The 15,522-nt window shown below is 68.0% G+C and carries 13 protein-coding genes and 1 tRNA gene; 7 read left to right on the plus strand and 7 right to left on the minus strand.

Annotated elements, in window-relative coordinates:
* Positions 1-90 precede the first annotated feature (90 nt).
* Together NUW50_RS02120 and NUW50_RS02125 are read left to right on the plus strand one after the other, a co-directional pair.
* Positions 91-987 carry a polysaccharide deacetylase family protein gene (locus tag NUW50_RS02120; protein ID WP_258287405.1) on the plus strand — a complete coding sequence of 299 codons (897 nt, stop codon included), beginning with the start codon at positions 91-93 and terminating at the stop codon, positions 985-987.
* A 4-nt stretch (positions 988-991) separates the two neighbouring features.
* Complete coding sequence (locus NUW50_RS02125; protein WP_258287406.1) at positions 992-1,927, plus strand: isoaspartyl peptidase/L-asparaginase family protein; 936 nt, start codon at positions 992-994, stop codon at positions 1,925-1,927.
* Between the two features lie 48 nt (positions 1,928-1,975).
* Here NUW50_RS02125 and NUW50_RS02130 read toward each other — a convergent pair whose 3' ends face one another.
* From NUW50_RS02130 to NUW50_RS02160, 7 genes are all read right to left on the minus strand, one after another.
* The gene (locus NUW50_RS02130) at positions 1,976-2,905 is read right to left on the minus strand and encodes an AEC family transporter (RefSeq protein ID WP_258287407.1); all 930 of its coding nucleotides are present in this window, start codon (positions 2,903-2,905) and stop codon (positions 1,976-1,978) included.
* 2 nt (positions 2,906-2,907) lie between these two features.
* Positions 2,908-3,705 carry an MBL fold metallo-hydrolase gene (locus NUW50_RS02135; protein WP_258287408.1) on the minus strand — a complete coding sequence of 266 codons (798 nt, stop codon included), beginning with the start codon at positions 3,703-3,705 and terminating at the stop codon, positions 2,908-2,910.
* Positions 3,705-4,493 (minus strand): TatD family hydrolase, encoded by a 789-nt coding sequence (locus tag NUW50_RS02140; RefSeq protein ID WP_258287409.1) that lies wholly within the window; start codon positions 4,491-4,493, stop codon positions 3,705-3,707. Before NUW50_RS02140 ends, NUW50_RS02135 begins: the two co-directional genes overlap by 1 nt.
* 57 nt (positions 4,494-4,550) lie before the next feature.
* Positions 4,551-5,684, minus strand: coding sequence for a DNA polymerase III subunit delta' (locus tag NUW50_RS02145; RefSeq protein WP_258287410.1), 1,134 nt, complete (start codon positions 5,682-5,684; stop codon positions 4,551-4,553).
* A 10-nt stretch (positions 5,685-5,694) separates the two neighbouring features.
* Complete coding sequence (tmk, locus tag NUW50_RS02150) at positions 5,695-6,318, minus strand: dTMP kinase (protein WP_258287412.1); 624 nt, start codon at positions 6,316-6,318, stop codon at positions 5,695-5,697.
* On the minus strand, positions 6,315-7,538 hold the full coding sequence (locus NUW50_RS02155) for a D-alanyl-D-alanine carboxypeptidase family protein (protein WP_258287413.1): 1,224 nt from the start codon (positions 7,536-7,538) through the stop codon (positions 6,315-6,317). The genes tmk and NUW50_RS02155 overlap by 4 nt, the downstream gene beginning before the upstream one ends.
* A 76-nt stretch (positions 7,539-7,614) precedes the next feature.
* Positions 7,615-8,601: an SPOR domain-containing protein gene (locus tag NUW50_RS02160; protein WP_443135069.1), complete on the minus strand. Its 987-nt coding sequence runs from the start codon at positions 8,599-8,601 to the stop codon at positions 7,615-7,617.
* Positions 8,602-8,962: 361 nt separating this feature from the next.
* Here NUW50_RS02160 and NUW50_RS02165 point away from each other — a divergent pair.
* From NUW50_RS02165 to hypF, 5 genes are all read left to right on the plus strand, one after another.
* Positions 8,963-9,050 (plus strand) — tRNA-Ser (locus NUW50_RS02165).
* A gap of 302 nt (positions 9,051-9,352) precedes the next feature.
* Positions 9,353-10,678 (plus strand): sensor histidine kinase, encoded by a 1,326-nt coding sequence (locus NUW50_RS02170; protein WP_258287415.1) that lies wholly within the window; start codon positions 9,353-9,355, stop codon positions 10,676-10,678.
* Positions 10,675-11,667 carry a HupU protein gene (locus tag NUW50_RS02175; RefSeq protein WP_258287416.1) on the plus strand — a complete coding sequence of 331 codons (993 nt, stop codon included), beginning with the start codon at positions 10,675-10,677 and terminating at the stop codon, positions 11,665-11,667. Before NUW50_RS02170 ends, NUW50_RS02175 begins: the two co-directional genes overlap by 4 nt.
* Positions 11,664-13,097, plus strand: coding sequence for a nickel-dependent hydrogenase large subunit (locus NUW50_RS02180; RefSeq protein ID WP_258287417.1), 1,434 nt, complete (start codon positions 11,664-11,666; stop codon positions 13,095-13,097). Before NUW50_RS02175 ends, NUW50_RS02180 begins: the two co-directional genes overlap by 4 nt.
* On the plus strand, positions 13,097-15,346 hold the full coding sequence (hypF, locus tag NUW50_RS02185; protein ID WP_258287418.1) for a carbamoyltransferase HypF: 2,250 nt from the start codon (positions 13,097-13,099) through the stop codon (positions 15,344-15,346). Before NUW50_RS02180 ends, hypF begins: the two co-directional genes overlap by 1 nt.
* Positions 15,347-15,522: the final 176 nt, after the last annotated feature.

Genomic DNA, 15,522 nt, shown 5'->3' on the forward strand with positions numbered 1-15,522 from the left:
CGAGAACATCGCCTCGGCGGTCCGTTTGCCTGCCCCGCCGCGGGCAGGGCGGATCGGCGCAGAGGTGCAGCCGATAGACGGAGGATATGCATGAGCAACGAATCGTGGGAATGGGACGAAGCGACCTGGCGCGGCAAGGTCGAAGCCGTGCGCGCCGGGCGATCCCTGAAGCCTGCCGCATGGCCGGACGGGGCAAGATGCGCCGTGGCGTTGAGCTTCGACAGCGATCACGAAACCAACGAGTTGCGCGATGGCGCCACCTCGGTCGCGCGGTTGAGCTGGGGCGAATACGGCACCCGCCGCGGCATCCCGCGCATCCGTGCGGCGCTGGACCGGCATGGCGCGAAGGCCAGCTTCTTCGTGCCCGCCGTGTCGGCGCTGCTGCACCCCGAGGAACAGGCCGAACTGGCCGCCGAGGGGCACGAGATTGCTCTGCATGGCTGGATTCACGAGCGCAATACCGAGGTGCCCGCCGCGGCGGAGCGCGAGTTGATGCTGCGCTCGGCCGACGCGCTGGAACGGATCACCGGCCGTCGCCCGGTGGGAATGCGCACCCCGTCCTGGGATTACTCGACCGCAACGCTGGGCATCGCCCGCGAGATGGGGTTGCTCTACGACAGCTCGCTCTTTGCCGATGACGACCCTTACGAGATCCTCGACAAGGGGGAAGCGACCGGCATCGTCGAACTACCGGTGGAATGGATCAGGGACGACGCGCCCTATTTCATGATGAACCGCTTTGGCGCCCAGCGACCCTATACCCCACCCGAAGCGGTGCTGGACATCTTCCGCCGCGAATTCGACGGCGCCCATGCCGAGGGTGGGCTGTTCCTGCTGACCATGCACCCGCATATCACCGGCTACCGGTCGCGGATCTTCATTCTCGAAGAACTGCTGGATCACATCGTGTCCAAGGGCGATTGCTGGATCGCCACCCACGCGGAAATTGCCCGCTACTGCGCCGAGCAGGCGGGATTGAAAGGCTGAGATCATGACGAAGCAACCCTATGCACTGGCCATCCACGGCGGCGCCGGCACCATCCTGAAATCCACCATGACGCCCGAGAAGGAGGCCGCCTACGAGGAGGCTCTGCGCCACGCCGTCGCCGCTGGTGAAACGGTGTTGCAGGCCGGCGGCTCGGCTCTGGACGCGGTGACGGCCTCGGTTTGCGCGCTCGAGGACGAGCCGCTCTTCAACGCGGGGCGGGGGGCAGTCTTTACCACTGCGGGCAAGCAGGAGATGGATGCCGCCATCATGGATGGCCGCAACCGCGACACCGGCACCGTGGCCGGGATTTTCGGCCCCAAAAATCCGGTGAAGCTGGCGCGTCTGGTGATGGAGACCACACCGCATGTCTGCATGATCGGCGAGCATGTGCTCGAACTGGGCCGCGCGGCGGGGCTGGAGTTTCCTGATGCCGACTACTTCTTCACGCAGGCACGTTGGGATGCGCTTCAGGACACGCTGGCGATGCGCGAGAAGGGCGAGGATGACGACGATCCCGCCCGGCGTCACGGTACCGTGGGGGCGGTGGCCTGCGATCGCATGGGCAATGTCGCGGCGGCGACATCGACCGGCGGCTGGACCGGCAAGCTGCCGGGCCGCGTGGGCGACACGCCGATGCCCGGAGCGGGCAATTTCGCCGACAACGCGACCTGCGCTGTTTCGGGAACCGGCCATGGCGAGATATTCATCCGCTGGACCGCCGGGGCCGAAATCGCTGCGCGGATGCGCCATCTCGGCGAAACGGTGGTCGAGGCGGCCGAGCACGTCGTGATGAAGGATCTCAAGGACAATGACGGTTCGGGCGGCGTGATCGCCGTCGATGCCAGGGGCAACCTCGCGCTGCCCTTCAACTCCGAAGGCATGTACCGCGGCTGGGTGCGCGAAGGCGACCAGCCGAAAGTCGCGATCTACCGCGACTGAAACGGGGCGGGGCGCCGGCTGGTCACCGGGCCGGCCCCGGCGGGCCGGTCAGGGCAGCAGGGCCAGCCAGCCCCAGACCGTCAGAACCGACAGCGCGGTGGCGATCAGCACCGACGAGGCGGCGACCCGCCTTGCAGCGCCATACATGTTGGCGAAGACATAGGCATTCACCCCCGGCGCCATCGAGGCGGTGAGCACGGCCGAACGCATCTGCCCGGTCGAGAGGCCCAGCGTCCAGCCCAGACCGTAGGTCACCGCCGGGTGCAGGATCAGGCTCAGCCCGCAGACATAGAGGATGGTGCGCAGGTCGCCCTCGGGCCGGTAGCGGCAGAGCACGCCGCCCAGCCCGAACAACGCCGCCGGCAGGGCGGCACGAACCATCATGTCCAGCGCTTCCTTCAGCGCCTGCGGCACCGGCAGGCCGGTCAGGTTGACCGCGAAGCCCAGCAGGATGCCGATCACCAGCGCATTGCCCAGCATGCCTTTCAGGACGTTGAGAAGCGTCACGCCGATCGAGCCGCCGCGGTTCTTGACCGCCTCCATCACGGTGACGCCGAGGGCGTAGCAGAAGGGCGCATGCAGGGCGACGATCGCGTAATTGGCGGTCAGGGCCTCGGTGCCATAGGCGCGTTCGGTGATCGGCAGGCCCAGCAACAGCGAGTTCGAGAACAGGCCGCAGAAGCCGATGGCGACGCTGTCCTCCCAGGGGCGGTGAAAGATCAGCCTGGCGCCGACGATCCCGGCCAGAAAGCCCGAGACCGCGCCGGTGTAGAAGCTCAGCAGCAGCGGCAGATCGAAGTTCTGGCCAAGGTCCAGTTCCGAGATCGCCCGGAAGAGCAGGCAGGGCAGGGCGAAACCTTGCGTGAAGCGCATCAGCCCTTCGACCCATTCGTCCTTGAACCAGTCCATCCAGCGGGCGAGATAGCCGAAGCCCAGGACCAGGAACACCGGCAGGATGACTCCGATCAGGGCTTCCACGGCTAGAGGTCCAGCTCGATCACCATGCCGTCAAAGGCCGGTTCGACGCCGGGGGGCAGTTCCTTGCAGAGTGTCGCATAGTCGAGATCGATATGCATGTTGGTCACCACTCCCCGTTTCGGTCCGGCGCGGGCGATCCAGTCCAGCGACTGGGCCAGATGCGAATGGGTCGGATGCGGGTCGCGGCGCAGCGCGTCGAGCACCCAGACATCCAGCCCCGACACCGCTTCCCAGGCCTCCTCGGTCATGGTCGCGACATCCGGCAGATAGGCCAGACCACCGATCCGGAAGCCGAGGGCGTCGATCGCGCCGTGGCCGACCCGGAACGGCCGGAACGGGATCGGACCGGCGGGGCCGGGCACCTCGAATGGGCCGTTGATGGCGTTCAGCTCGCAGATCGGCGGATAGCTCGACCCTTCCGGCTGCACGAAGGCATAGGCAAAGCGCGACAGCAGGCTTTCCTCGGTATCGCCATCGGCCCAGACCGGCATCCGTTTGCGGGTGTTGTAGACCAGCATCCGGATGTCATCGATGCCATGCGTGTGATCGGCATGGGAATGGGTGTAGACCACCCCGTCCAGGGTTCCGACGCCGGCGTCCAGCAGCTGGTCGCGCATGTCGGGAGAGGTGTCGATCAGCGCCCTTGTCACCGCTGTGCCCTCGATCCGCTCGACCAGGGCCGAGCAGCGGCGGCGGCGGTTCTTCGGGTTCGCCGGGTCGCAGGCGCCCCAATGACCGCCCAGGCGCGGCACGCCGCCGGAAGAGCCGGTGCCCAGCAGGGTGACGCGCAGCCGGGCCATCAGGCGGCCTTCCGGAACAGACGTTCGAAATTGGCCTCGGTCCGGGCGGCGAACTCGGGGTAGGGGAGGTCCAGCGCCTCGGCCATCCGCTGCGCGGTGAGGGCGGTATAGGCCGGTTCGTTGCGGCGTCCCCGGTGCGGCGGTGGCGCAAGATAGGGGCTGTCGGTCTCGACCAGCAGCCGGTCCAGCGGCGCCGCTTTGAAGATCGCCCGAAGCTCTTCCGATTTCGGGAAGGCTGCGATGCCCGAGATCGAGAGGTAGAAGCCAAGCTCCAGCGCCGCCCGCGCCAGATCCGGCCCGGAGGAGAAGCAATGCATGACGCAGGAATAGGCGCCTTTCCCGTGCTCCTCGGTCAATATCCGCGCCATGTCGTCATCCGCTGCACGGGCATGGATGATAAGCGGCAGGCCGGTCTCCCGCGCCGCCGCGATATGGATGCGCAGGCTTTGCTGCTGAATCCCGGCACTGTCGGCGGAATAGTGATAGTCGAGCCCGGTCTCTCCGATGCCGACGAATTTCGGATGCGCCGCCAGCGCCACCAGTTCCTCCAGCCGGGCCAGCGGCTGTTCATGGACGCTCATCGGGTGAACCCCGGCGGCGTAGAAGACGCGCGGATGGGCCTCGGCGATGGCGCGGACCCTGGGCTCATGGTCCAGTCGCGTGCAGATCGTCACCATCCGCCGGACTCCGGCGGCTTCGGCGCGGGCGATGACCTCGGGCAGTTCGCCGTCGAAGTCGGGGAAGTCCAGATGGCAGTGGCTGTCGGTGATCGCGGGCGGGGTCGTCATAGGGGTCGGGTCGCCTTCAAGGGTCTTGTCTGGCACTGTCTGAACAGTTCGGGCGGGTCAGCGCAGGGCCAGTGTCGAGGCAGCCTCGTCGATCCTGAGGAGGGTATCAAGGATCAGGCTGCCGGGGTCAAGGTTGACCGCCTTGCCGTGCCGGGCCCGGGCCGACAGTTCTTGTTGCAGGGCGGCCCAGCCGCGCCCGGCCCGGGGATCGGGGGCAAGCCGGGCCAGCAGGGCGGCCTCGGCCTCGGTCGCCGCCCGGGCCTGGTCGGGATCGACCCCGGCGCGGGCAAGACGGGACAGGAACAGGTCGATCAAGGTCAGCACGAGGTCGAACTGGGGTTCCTTGGCGCGGCCGGCGAAACCTTCGCAGAACTTGATCGCGGCCGGCCGGTCGATGCCCGGCGCCCCCTTCATCAGTTCCAGCAGCGAGGCCCAGAGGTCGAGCCCCCCGAGGTTCACCAGCCGCACCGCCGCGCCCGCCGATCCGGCTGCCAGCGAGGCCAGCGTGGCCGAGTCCTCGGGCGGCACCGCGCCGGCCTGATCCAGCGCGGCGGTCAGCGCCTCGGGCGCCAGCGGCCCCAGGCGCAGGCTGCGGCAGCGCGAGCGGATCGTCGGCAGCAGCTGGTGCGGCTGGTGGCAGACGATCAGGAAGGTGGTGGCCTTGGGCGGTTCTTCCAGTTCCTTCAGCAGCGCATTGGCTGCGGTCGGGTTCATCTCGTCGGCCGGATCGACGATCACCACACGCCGCCCGCCATCGGTGGAGGAGAGGTGAAAGAACTCCTTCAGCGCCCGTACCGGCTTCGCGGTGATCTGGGTTTCCAGCTGGTCGCCCTTGTCGTTCGGGCCGCGCCGCAGCAGCATCAGCCGGCTTTCCGACAGCGCCGCGATCCGGTGCCGCAACGGGCTGTCCGGGTCGATGTCGAGGCTGGTCAGCGGCTCGGGCTCTCCGAACAGGCCCGGTGCGGGCTCGGTCGGCTGCGCCAGCAGGAAGGCCGCCATCCGCCAGGCCAGGGTCGCCTTGCCGATCCCGCGTGGCCCCGAGATCAGCCAGGCATGGTGCAGCCGTCCGGAATTGAACGCATCGAGAAAGGCGGCCTCGGCCTCCTCATGGCCGAAGACCCGCTGCGCATGGCGCGGATGCGGCACGCCTTCGACGGCGTCGGGTTCGGGAAGCTCGCTCGGATCGGCCATGACTTCGTGCTTACCGCAAGGCGCGCTCGACAACAGCCATGATTTCATCTGCCACGATGTCGGGGTCGCGATTGCCGTCGATCATCCGGCAGCGGAGCGGGAAGCGGCGGGCAAGCTGGATGAAACCGGTCCGGAGCTGGTCCTGAAAGTCCTGCCCCATCGATTCGAACCGGTCCTCGCCCGACTCGCGGGCCAGCCCGCGCGACAGGGCCAGTGCCGGGTCCATGTCGAGGATCAGGGTCAGGTCGGGTTCGCGGCCGATCATCAGGGCGTGCAGCTGATCGACGACGGTGCGCAATTCGCCACGGGTGGCGCCCTGATAGATGCGGGTGGAATCGGCGAAGCGGTCGCTGATCACCACCGCGCCGCGCTCCAGCGCCGGCAGGATGGTCTTTTCCAGGTGGTCGCGCCGGGCGGCGGTGAACAGCAGGATCTCGGTCTCGGGCGACCAGCGGTCGGCGCTGCCCTCGACCAGCAGGCGGCGGATCTCCTCGGCGCCGGGAGAGCCCCCCGGTTCCCGGGTCAGCACCACCTCGCGCCCGCCGGCACGCAGGCGCTCGGCCAGACGCCGGGCCTGGGTCGATTTGCCCGAGCCGTCGATGCCCTCGAACGTCAGGAAACTGCCCTTGGTCATTCCTTGTCGGCCGGCGCAGCGCCGGAGTCGGCGGGCGCCGCGGCGGCCGGGGTCGGGGCAGGGGCTTCTTCCGGGGCGACATAGCGCCCGTAGAGCACCTTCGCCGCCGTGGTCAGGCGCGGCCAGATGCCGCCCTTGGCGACAGCATGGTCGGCGACCAGCGGCACCCGGTGTTCGGGCATTCCGTCCAGCGCCACGACCAGCGTGCCCAGTTGCTGGCCCTCGGCGATCGGCGCCTCGATCGGGCCGGAATACTGGACCACCCCCGGCACGCCATCGCGGTGCACCGCCGGAATCAGCAAATTGACGTCCTCGGCCGGGACCAGTCCGACCGTCGGGCTGTCACCCAGCCAGACCGCCGCCTCGGCCAGGACCTTGCCCTTCGGCGCCACCGTCTTCTGCACGAATTGCCGGAATGCCCAGTTGACCAGGGCTTCGGCCTCTTCGGCACGTTCCTTCTCGCTGCGCAGCCCGGTGATCACGACGACGATCCGCCGGTCACCCTGCACCGCCGAGCCGACCAGCCCATAGCCGGCCTCGGAGGTATGCCCGGTCTTGAGCCCGTCGGCACCGATGCCCAGCTTCAGCAGCGGGTTGCGGTTGAAGCGGTTGTCCGGTGCGCGCCCGTCCCAGAGGAATTCCTTCTCCGAGAAATAGCCGTAGTATTCGGGAAACTCGGTGATGATATGCGCCGCCAGCGTGCCGAGATCGCGCATCGACATCCTGTGTCCGGGCGCCGGCCAGCCGCTGGCATTGACGAAATGCGAGTTGGTCAGCCCGATCTTCGGAGCCCGCTCGTTCATCTGCTGGGCAAAGGCTTCCTCGGTCCCGGCCAGCCCTTCGGCCACCGCGACGCAGGCGTCGTTGCCGGACAGGACCACGATGCCCTGGATCAGCTCCTCGACCGTCGGCCGGTCCTGTTCGTTGAGGAACATGGTCGAGCCCTGCATCGCCTTGGCCCGGCTCGACACGCCGAACCGGGTGTCGAGCGTCACCCGCCCGTCATGCAGCGCCTCGAACAGCATGTTGACGGTCATCAGCTTCGACATCGAGGCCGGCGGCAGCGCCTCGTCGGCATTCTTCTCGAGCAGCACGGTCCCGGTCGAAAGGTCGAGCACATAGGCCGCGCGGGCCCGGGTCTCGAAGGCAAGGGCGCTGTCCGGCAGGGCCGGAAGCAGCAGCGTCACGAAAAGGAAAAGGCGGATCAGCAGTCGGGTCATCTGGGGCGTCCTTCAGGCGGTCCTTCGGCGGTCAGGTCGGTGACCGGGGCGGCCGGCCTTGCGGCCGGTCTCCTGGTCAGCCGTTGACGAAATAGGCATCGGTGAAGCCCAGGGCCTTCACCTTCTTCAGCAGCACCGCGCGCTCACCGACGCTCGTCGCCGGTCCGACGATCACCCGCCAATAGGCTTTGCCGTTGGCCGAGCTCTTCTTGATCGTCGGGATCATGCCGTCGCGACGCAGGGCGGTGGCGGTGTTGTTGGCGTTTGTCTGGACGCTGAAGATGCCGATCTGGATGAAGGGCTTGCTGATCCGGGCCACCGGTTTCGGGGCCGGGGCAACGGCAGCGATGTCCTCGGCGGGCTTCAGCGCCGTCTCGGGGGGCGGAAGGCCGGCATCCGCGGCGGCCTTGGCCTCGGCCGCGGCCTTCTTGGCAGCGGCGGCAGCCTCGCGCCTGGCGATCCGGTCGGCGCGGCGCTGCTGGGCCTTGGTCAGCGGTTTGGCCGCCTGCTCGGTGGCCGCTTCGCCGGCACCCTCGGCCGCGTCCAGCGCCGCGGCGGCCCCGGCAACCACCGGGTCGAGCGGCTTCGACTCGATTTCCTCGGCGGCGGCGATGGTTTCGCTCGCGGGCGCCTCGGCGGCGGGCTCCGGTTCGGGCGGTGCGATCTCTTCGCGCTTCAGCGCGGTCACGTTCAGTTTCGCCGGGGCACCGGCCAGCATCCCCAGGGCCGAGGCGGCATCGGAGGAGACCTGGATCTTCGGCCCCGGATTCTCGCGCTCGCGCCGGAACAGCGCGCCGATGACGAACTTGCCGTTTTCCTCGTTGCGGATGATCACCCGCTCTGGGTCCTTCACATCGGCATAGGCGACCCAGACTCCGCCCAGCGACGGCCGGCCGTCCCAGAGACCCTCGTCGGTGGTCTGGAATATCTCCGGCGCCTCGACATCGCGCTCCACGACAGGGCCGGCCGGCCCCGGCGCGACGGCGGCGCCGTCTTCATCGATTGCGGGCTTGCCGAACGGCGACTGCCCCTCTTCGCAGCCCTGCAAGAGCGCAGCTGCCACCACTACGATCAAGAACTGCCCTGCACGAAACGTTGCCATCCAGTTGCCCCCCGGTCGGTTCACGCCGACCCGTTCCGCCGGATCCTTGCCCGGCTTTTTCGCCCGATCCCCGGTCTTGGTCTTCCGATCCGGGTTGCGCGGGAGTTTAACCAGAATAGCGCTGCATGGAAAGGGCGCCGCCACCGTTGGGCGTATTTCGGCGATCACGAAAGCTTTCCCGCGCCGGTCGCCTCGATCCGCGGTGCCCAGACCAGGGCCCCGCCATCGCACCGGGTCTTGCCCGCCATTTCCCAAGCGGATACGTCAACCGGGTCGGGCAGGCAGCGGGCCGTCGCCCCCGGCGGCCCGGAAGACCGACGACGGAAGAGTGGCAGAGTGGTCGATTGCACTGGTCTTGAAAACCAGCGAACCGAGAGGTTCCGTGGGTTCGAATCCCACCTCTTCCGCCAGTTGGCCGATGGGTCTGGTTGCATTTCAACGGATCGGCGGAAGATTTCTTGTTGACGCCCCTTCCATTTGCCCCGTCACCACAAGCGAACAGGTCCATCCGGTCTGGAGGCAACAGGTCGGGCGCCGTCGATGCGGCCGTATCCGCCCGCCATCCCATCTCTCGGCGGGAAAGCGACAGTCCTGCCGTCGTTCGTGCGATCCATCTCGCCGGAGGTGTTTCGGTTGACCCCGCCAAGTCCCAGCTTTCCGACCTCGGGAGCATCCTGTAGGCTTGACGCGGGAATGAGAGAGAACGCCGCGCATGGCTCTGGCACATCCATCTGATCGCAGCGAAGCCGCGTTTAGCGATGCGGCCTGGGCGGATGTGATCCGGGCGATGGATCGGACCTATTCCGAACTCGTCACCTATCAGGAGAAGCTGGAAACACAGAATGCCGAGCTGGAGGACCTGCGCCGGTTCATGTCCTCGGTCTTCGAGTCTGTTTCGGACGTCCTGATCGTCGTCGATCGCGCGCATCGGGTCGAGCAGACGGGCGGGTCCTTCGACAGGCTGTTCAACCCTCGGCCGGACCGGCATCTGGGATTTCTGGTCGATGACCTGGCGACCGAACTGTCGCGCGAGCTGATCCGGGCCTCGCTCGAGAAGGTGATCGAGACGCGGGAATTCACCACGGTCGAGATCGAGGTCGTGACGCGGGACGGCGCGGCGCCGCTGGAACTCAGCATCGCGCCGCGCCTCAACGAGCGCAACAAGAGCATGGGCGCGGTCATCGTCGGCCGCCCGGTGGGTGAATTGCGCCGGGCCTATTTCGAACTGGAGGCCAGCCACAAGGCGCTGAAGGAGGCGCAGGGCCATCTGGTGCGCAACGAAAAGCTAGCCTCGCTGGGTCGCCTGCTGGCCGGCGTCGCGCATGAGCTGAACAATCCGATCAGTTTCGTCTATGCCAATACCCACGCTCTCGAAAAATACGCCAACCGGTTCGAGACCTATTTCGAAGCGGTGCAGGCGGGCGCCTCGCGCGCCGAGCTGGTGGCGCTGCGGCGCGATCTCAAGCTGGACCGTGCCGTCAAGAACCTGCGCCAGGCGATCAACGGGGCCAAGGAGGGCGCCGAGCGCGTGCGCGACATTGTCGAGGACCTGCGCAGACTGTCGGCGGAAGGGTCCGGCGAGGCGGTCGATTTCGATCTGGTGACGACGACGCGCACGGCTGCCGACTGGGTTGTCCGCGGCACGAAGACCCCGGTGAAGATCGTCTTTTCCGAGGGCGCACGGCCCGTGGCCCGGGGCAATCCGGGGCATGTCCAGCAGATCGTCATGAACCTGGTCCAGAACGCAATCGACGCGTTGGGCGAAACGGCCGATCCCCGGGTGACCCTGCGCCACGAAACGCGCGGCGACCGGGCGGTGCTGATCGTCAGCGACAACGGTCCGGGCATCAGCCCCGAGATCGTCGGCTCGATCTTCGATCCCTTCTTCACCACCAAGCCCGTGGGCAAGGGGACCGGGCTGGGTCTTTCGATCTCGCACAAGATCGCGCAGGAACATGGCGGCGATCTCTATTACTGCAAGAGCGACGAGGGGGGCAGCTGCTTCTGCCTCGAGCTTCCCGGAGGGCAGAGCCGATGAACGTCTTGTGGCTGCAGTCGGCAGGATGCGGGGGATGCACGATGTCGCTGCTCTGCGCCGAAGGGCCGAATGCCTTCGACCTGCTGTCGGGCGCAGGGATCGAGTTCCTGTGGCATCCGGCCCTGTCCGAACAGACCGGCGGCGAGGTCCTGCGCCTGCTTCAGGCCGTCGAGTCCGGTGAGATCGCGCTCGATGTCCTGGCGGTGGAAGGCTCGATCCTGACCGGACCCAGGGGAACCGGCCGGTTCCACATGCTTTCGGGCACCGGCAGGTCGATGCTGGACTGGGTTCGGGCGCTGGCCGAACGGGCGCAGCATGTCGTGGCGGTGGGCACCTGCGCGACCTATGGCGGCGTCACCTCGGCGGGCGGGAATCCGGCCTCGGCGATCGGCGTGCAATATGACGGCCGCCAGCCCGGCGGCGCCTTGCCCGCGGATTTCCGCAGCCGGAGCGGCCTGCCGGTGATCAATGTCGCGGGCTGCCCGACCCATCCCGACTGGGTGACCGAGACGCTGCTGCTGCTGGCGGCGGGGGATCTGGACGCCGCCGCGCTCGACAGTCTTGGCCGGCCCCGATTCTACGCCGACAACCTGGTGCATCATGCCTGCCCCAAGAACGAGTTCTATGAATACAAGGCCAGCGCCACCAAGCTCAGCGAAATGGGTTGCATGATGGAGCATCTCGGCTGCGTCGGCACCCAGGCCGTCGGGGACTGCAACATTCGCGGCTGGAACGGGGACGGCGCCTGCACCCGGGCGGGCTATCCCTGCATCAACTGCACCGCGCCCGAGTTCGAAGAGCCGCGCCACACCTTCACCGAAACCCCCAAGTTCGCCGGCATTCCCGTGGGGCTGCCCTCGGACATGCCGAAGGCCTGGTTCATGGCGCTGGCCTCTCTGTCCAAGGCCGCCACGCCGCGCCGGATCGCCCGCAATGCCGTGTCCGACCGGATCGAGGTCGCCCCGAATCAGAAGACCGGCAAGACATGAGCCAGCGCAGCCTTCTGGTCGGCCCCTTCAACCGCGTCGAGGGAGATCTGGAAATCCGGCTCGAGGTGGAGGACGGCCATGTCACCGCCGCCTATGCGAACTCGCCGCTGTTCCGTGGTTTCGAGGCGATGCTGCAGGGCAAGGCTCCGCTGGATGCGCTGACGATCACGCCCCGGATCTGCGGGATTTGTTCGATCAGCCAGTCGGCGGCGGCAGCGGCGGCCCTTGGGGCGGTCGCCGGACGCCCGCCCGCGGATCAGGGGGCGCTTGTGGCTGCCTTGCTGCACGGCGTGGAAAACGTCTGCGACCACATCACCCATTTCAACCTGTTCTTCTGCACCGATTTCGCCCGTCCCGCCTATGCGGGCCGCGCCTGGCATGACCGGGCGGTGGCACGGTTCACGGCGATGCAGGGCTCGGCGGCGCGGGACTGTGTCGAGGCGCGGGCGCAACTGCTGCATATCGTGGGGATGCTCGGCGGCAAATGGCCCCATACGCTGGCGATCCAGCCGGGCGGCGTGACCCGCGCACCCACGGCGCGGGACCGGATCCGGATCGCGTCCACTCTCCGGGCCTTCCGTCTTTACCTGGAGCGCGTCCTGTTCGGTGCGCCGGTCGAACTCTTTGCCGGGCTTGAGACGGCCGAGGCGGTGCTGGGCTGGGACCGGGGCGATGCGGGCCTGTTCATGGAGATCGCCCGCGACCTGGGGCTGGCGCAATCGGGCCGGGGGCCGGGCCGCTACCTTTCCTTCGGTGCCTATCCGTTGCCGGGCGGGCGCAGTTTCGCCGCGGGGGTCTGGGAGGGCGGAAGCCTCGCGCCGCTCGATACCGGCGAGATCGTCGAGGACCTGAGTCACGCCTGGATGCTGGGCGGGGCGGCGCATCCGCGCGAGGGGCAGACGACGCCGGACGAGGACATGAAGGATCCCGGATACAGCTGGTGCAAGGCGCCGCGTCTTTCGGGACGGACCGTCGAGACCGGTGCCTTTGCCCGCCAGGTCGTGGATGGCCATCCCGCCGCACTCGATCTTGCCCGCGCCGGGTCCAGCGTTTCCGCGCGGGTCGCGGGCCGGCTGCTGGAGATCGCCCGCACCCAGCTGTTGCTGGAAAGCTGGGCCGGGCAGATCAGGCCGGAAGAGCATTTCATGGATGTGGTCGACATCCCGCACGACGGCCAGGGCGAAGGTCTGGTCGAGGCGGCGCGGGGCGCCCTCGGGCATTGGATTTCGATCGCGGACGGGCGGATCGACCGTTACCAGATCATCGCTCCCACGACTTGGAACTTCAGCCCCCGCGATGCGGCCGGCACCCCCGGCCCGGTCGAGTCGGCGCTGGTCGGCGCGGCGGTCGGAGAAGGCGAGGACACGCCCCTGTCGGTCCAGCACATCGTGCGCAGTTTCGACCCCTGCATGGTCTGCACCGTTCACTGATGCAGGGGGCGGCGATCCGTGTCCGGGGCCAGGTGCAGGGCGTCGGATTTCGTCCCTTCGTCTGGCAGTTGGCGGGCCGTTTCGGGATCACCGGCACGGTTCTGAACGACCCGGAGGGCGTGCTGATCCATGCCGCGGGGGACAGGCTCGATGCCTTCGTTGCCGCGATCGCCGCCGAAGCGCCGCCGCTGGCACGGGTGGATTCGGTCGAGACCGCGCCCTTCCGCTTCGACCTCGCGCCCACGGATTTCCGGATCGCCGAGAGCACGGGGCATGGGGCCGAAACCCGCGTGACTCCCGATGCGGCGACCTGTGCCGCCTGTATCGAGGACATCCACGGGGCCGACCCGCGCCGCGCCGGCTATGCCTTTACCAATTGCACCCATTGCGGCCCGCGTTTCACGATCCTGAAGGGGCTGCCCTATGACAGGGCGCAAACCTCGATGGCGCCCTTCGAGATGTGCGCCGATTGTGCCGCCGAATACGCAGACCCCGCCGACCGGCGCTTTCACGCCCAGCCCGTCGCCTGCGCGGCATGCGGCCCGCGGCTCTGGCTGGAAACCGCCGAGGATTTGCCCGCCGGTGACGCGATGGCACAGGCGGCCGGTCTGATCCGCGCCGGCCGGATACTGGCAGTGAAGGGGCTGGGCGGGTTCCACCTGTGCTGCGATGCGACCAATGCCGATGCCGTGGCACTGCTGCGCCAGCGCAAGCGGCGGCCGACCAAGCCGCTCGCGCTGATGGACCGTCTCGAGAATATCCCGCGCTATGCGACGCTTTCGGCGGCAGAGGCATCGCGCCTGCAAGACCCGGCGGCGCCGATCCTGCTGTTGGCCAGGAAGGGGGACGTCCTGCCCGGGTCGCTGGCCCCCGGCGTGGACCGACTGGGCGTGATGCTGCCCTACACGCCGTTACATCATCTCTTGTTGCAGGCCGTGGACCGGCCCTTGGTGATGACCTCGGGCAACCTGTCCGGAGAGCCGCAGGTGATCGGCAATGACGAGGCGCGGAGCAAGCTTTCGGGGATCGTCGATGCATGGGTGATGCATGACCGCGAGATCATGCGCCGGCTCGATGACAGCGTCGAGCGGATCACTCCGCAGGGCCTGATGGTCCTGCGCCATGCACGGGGCCGGGTGCCCGGGACGCTGCCGCTGCCCGAAGGATTCGCGGAGGCGCCGCAGGTCGTGGCCTTCGGCGCGCATCTGAAATCGTCGATCTGCCTGCTCAAGAACGGTCAGGCGCTGTTGTCGCATCATCTGGGCGATCTGGACGAGGCGCTGACCTGGGACGAGTTCCTGAAGGCCGATGCCGACTATGCCGACCTCTTCGACCATGCCCCCGCGCTTTTTGCCTGTGATCTTCACCCCGGCTATCGGTCCTCGCAACACGCGGCCGCCCGTGCCGGGCAGGCGCCCTTGATCGAGGTGCAGCATCACCACGCGCATCTGGCCGCCTGCCTGGGCGAGAATGGCTGGGCCCGCGATGCCGGCCCGGTGGCCGGGATCATCCTGGATGGCCTGGGGCTGGGCCCGGACGGCACGATCTGGGGCGGCGAGTTGCTTCTGGGCGACTATCGCGGCTATCGGCGCGCCGCCTGGCTGGACCCCGCACCGCTGGTCGGCGGCGATGCCGCGCAGCGCGAGCCCTGGCGCAATGCGGTGATGCGGCTGGACCGGGCCGGGCTGGAGGACCTCGCAGAGGTGCTCTTCCCCGATTGCCCGGTCGGGCTGATCCGGCAGGCTGCGGCTGCGGGGATGAATGCCGTTCCGTCGAGTTCCGCCGGCAGGCTGTTCGATGCGGTCGCCGCCTGCCTTGGCCTGTCGTCCCGTCGGCAGAGCTTCGAAGGCGAGGCCGCGATGGCGCTCGAAGCTCTGGCCGCGAAGGCCCCCGAGGATTTCTCTGCCCCATATCCGTTTGCCGACGATGACGGCGTGATCTCTCCAGCCCCGATGTTCGCCGCGCTGGCCGCCGACCGGCGCGCAGGGCTGGATCCTGCCAGAGTCGCCGCGCGGTTTCACGCGGGTCTGGCGGAGGTATTCGCCGGGGCCGCCCGCGCCCTCGTCGAGAGCGGGCAGGCGGGGGCCGTGGCCCTGTCGGGCGGCTGTTTCCAGAATGCGGTGCTGCTTGATCTGGTGGTGCGCAAGCTCGACGGGGTGCCGGTTCTGGCGCACCATCATGTCCCTGCCAATGATGGCGGCCTGGCCTTGGGGCAGGCTTTGGTCGCGGCGGCCAGCCACAGGCCGTAGCGGAAAGCACCTGACCAGGATCGGCGCGATGCGGTTATCACTTGGCCAATGTCGGGCCGGCGCTGATCCGGGAAAATTCCACTAACATGCTGATATTACGTAATTAAAATCGATCTCCTCGGGCCGTGCGATTTTTCTGTATGGCACTGCATACCGTCGCAATTCTGACACTGAGC

The organism is Frigidibacter sp. ROC022 (genome assembly GCF_024723735.1).
Classification (GTDB): Bacteria; Pseudomonadota; Alphaproteobacteria; order Rhodobacterales; family Rhodobacteraceae; genus SLM-1.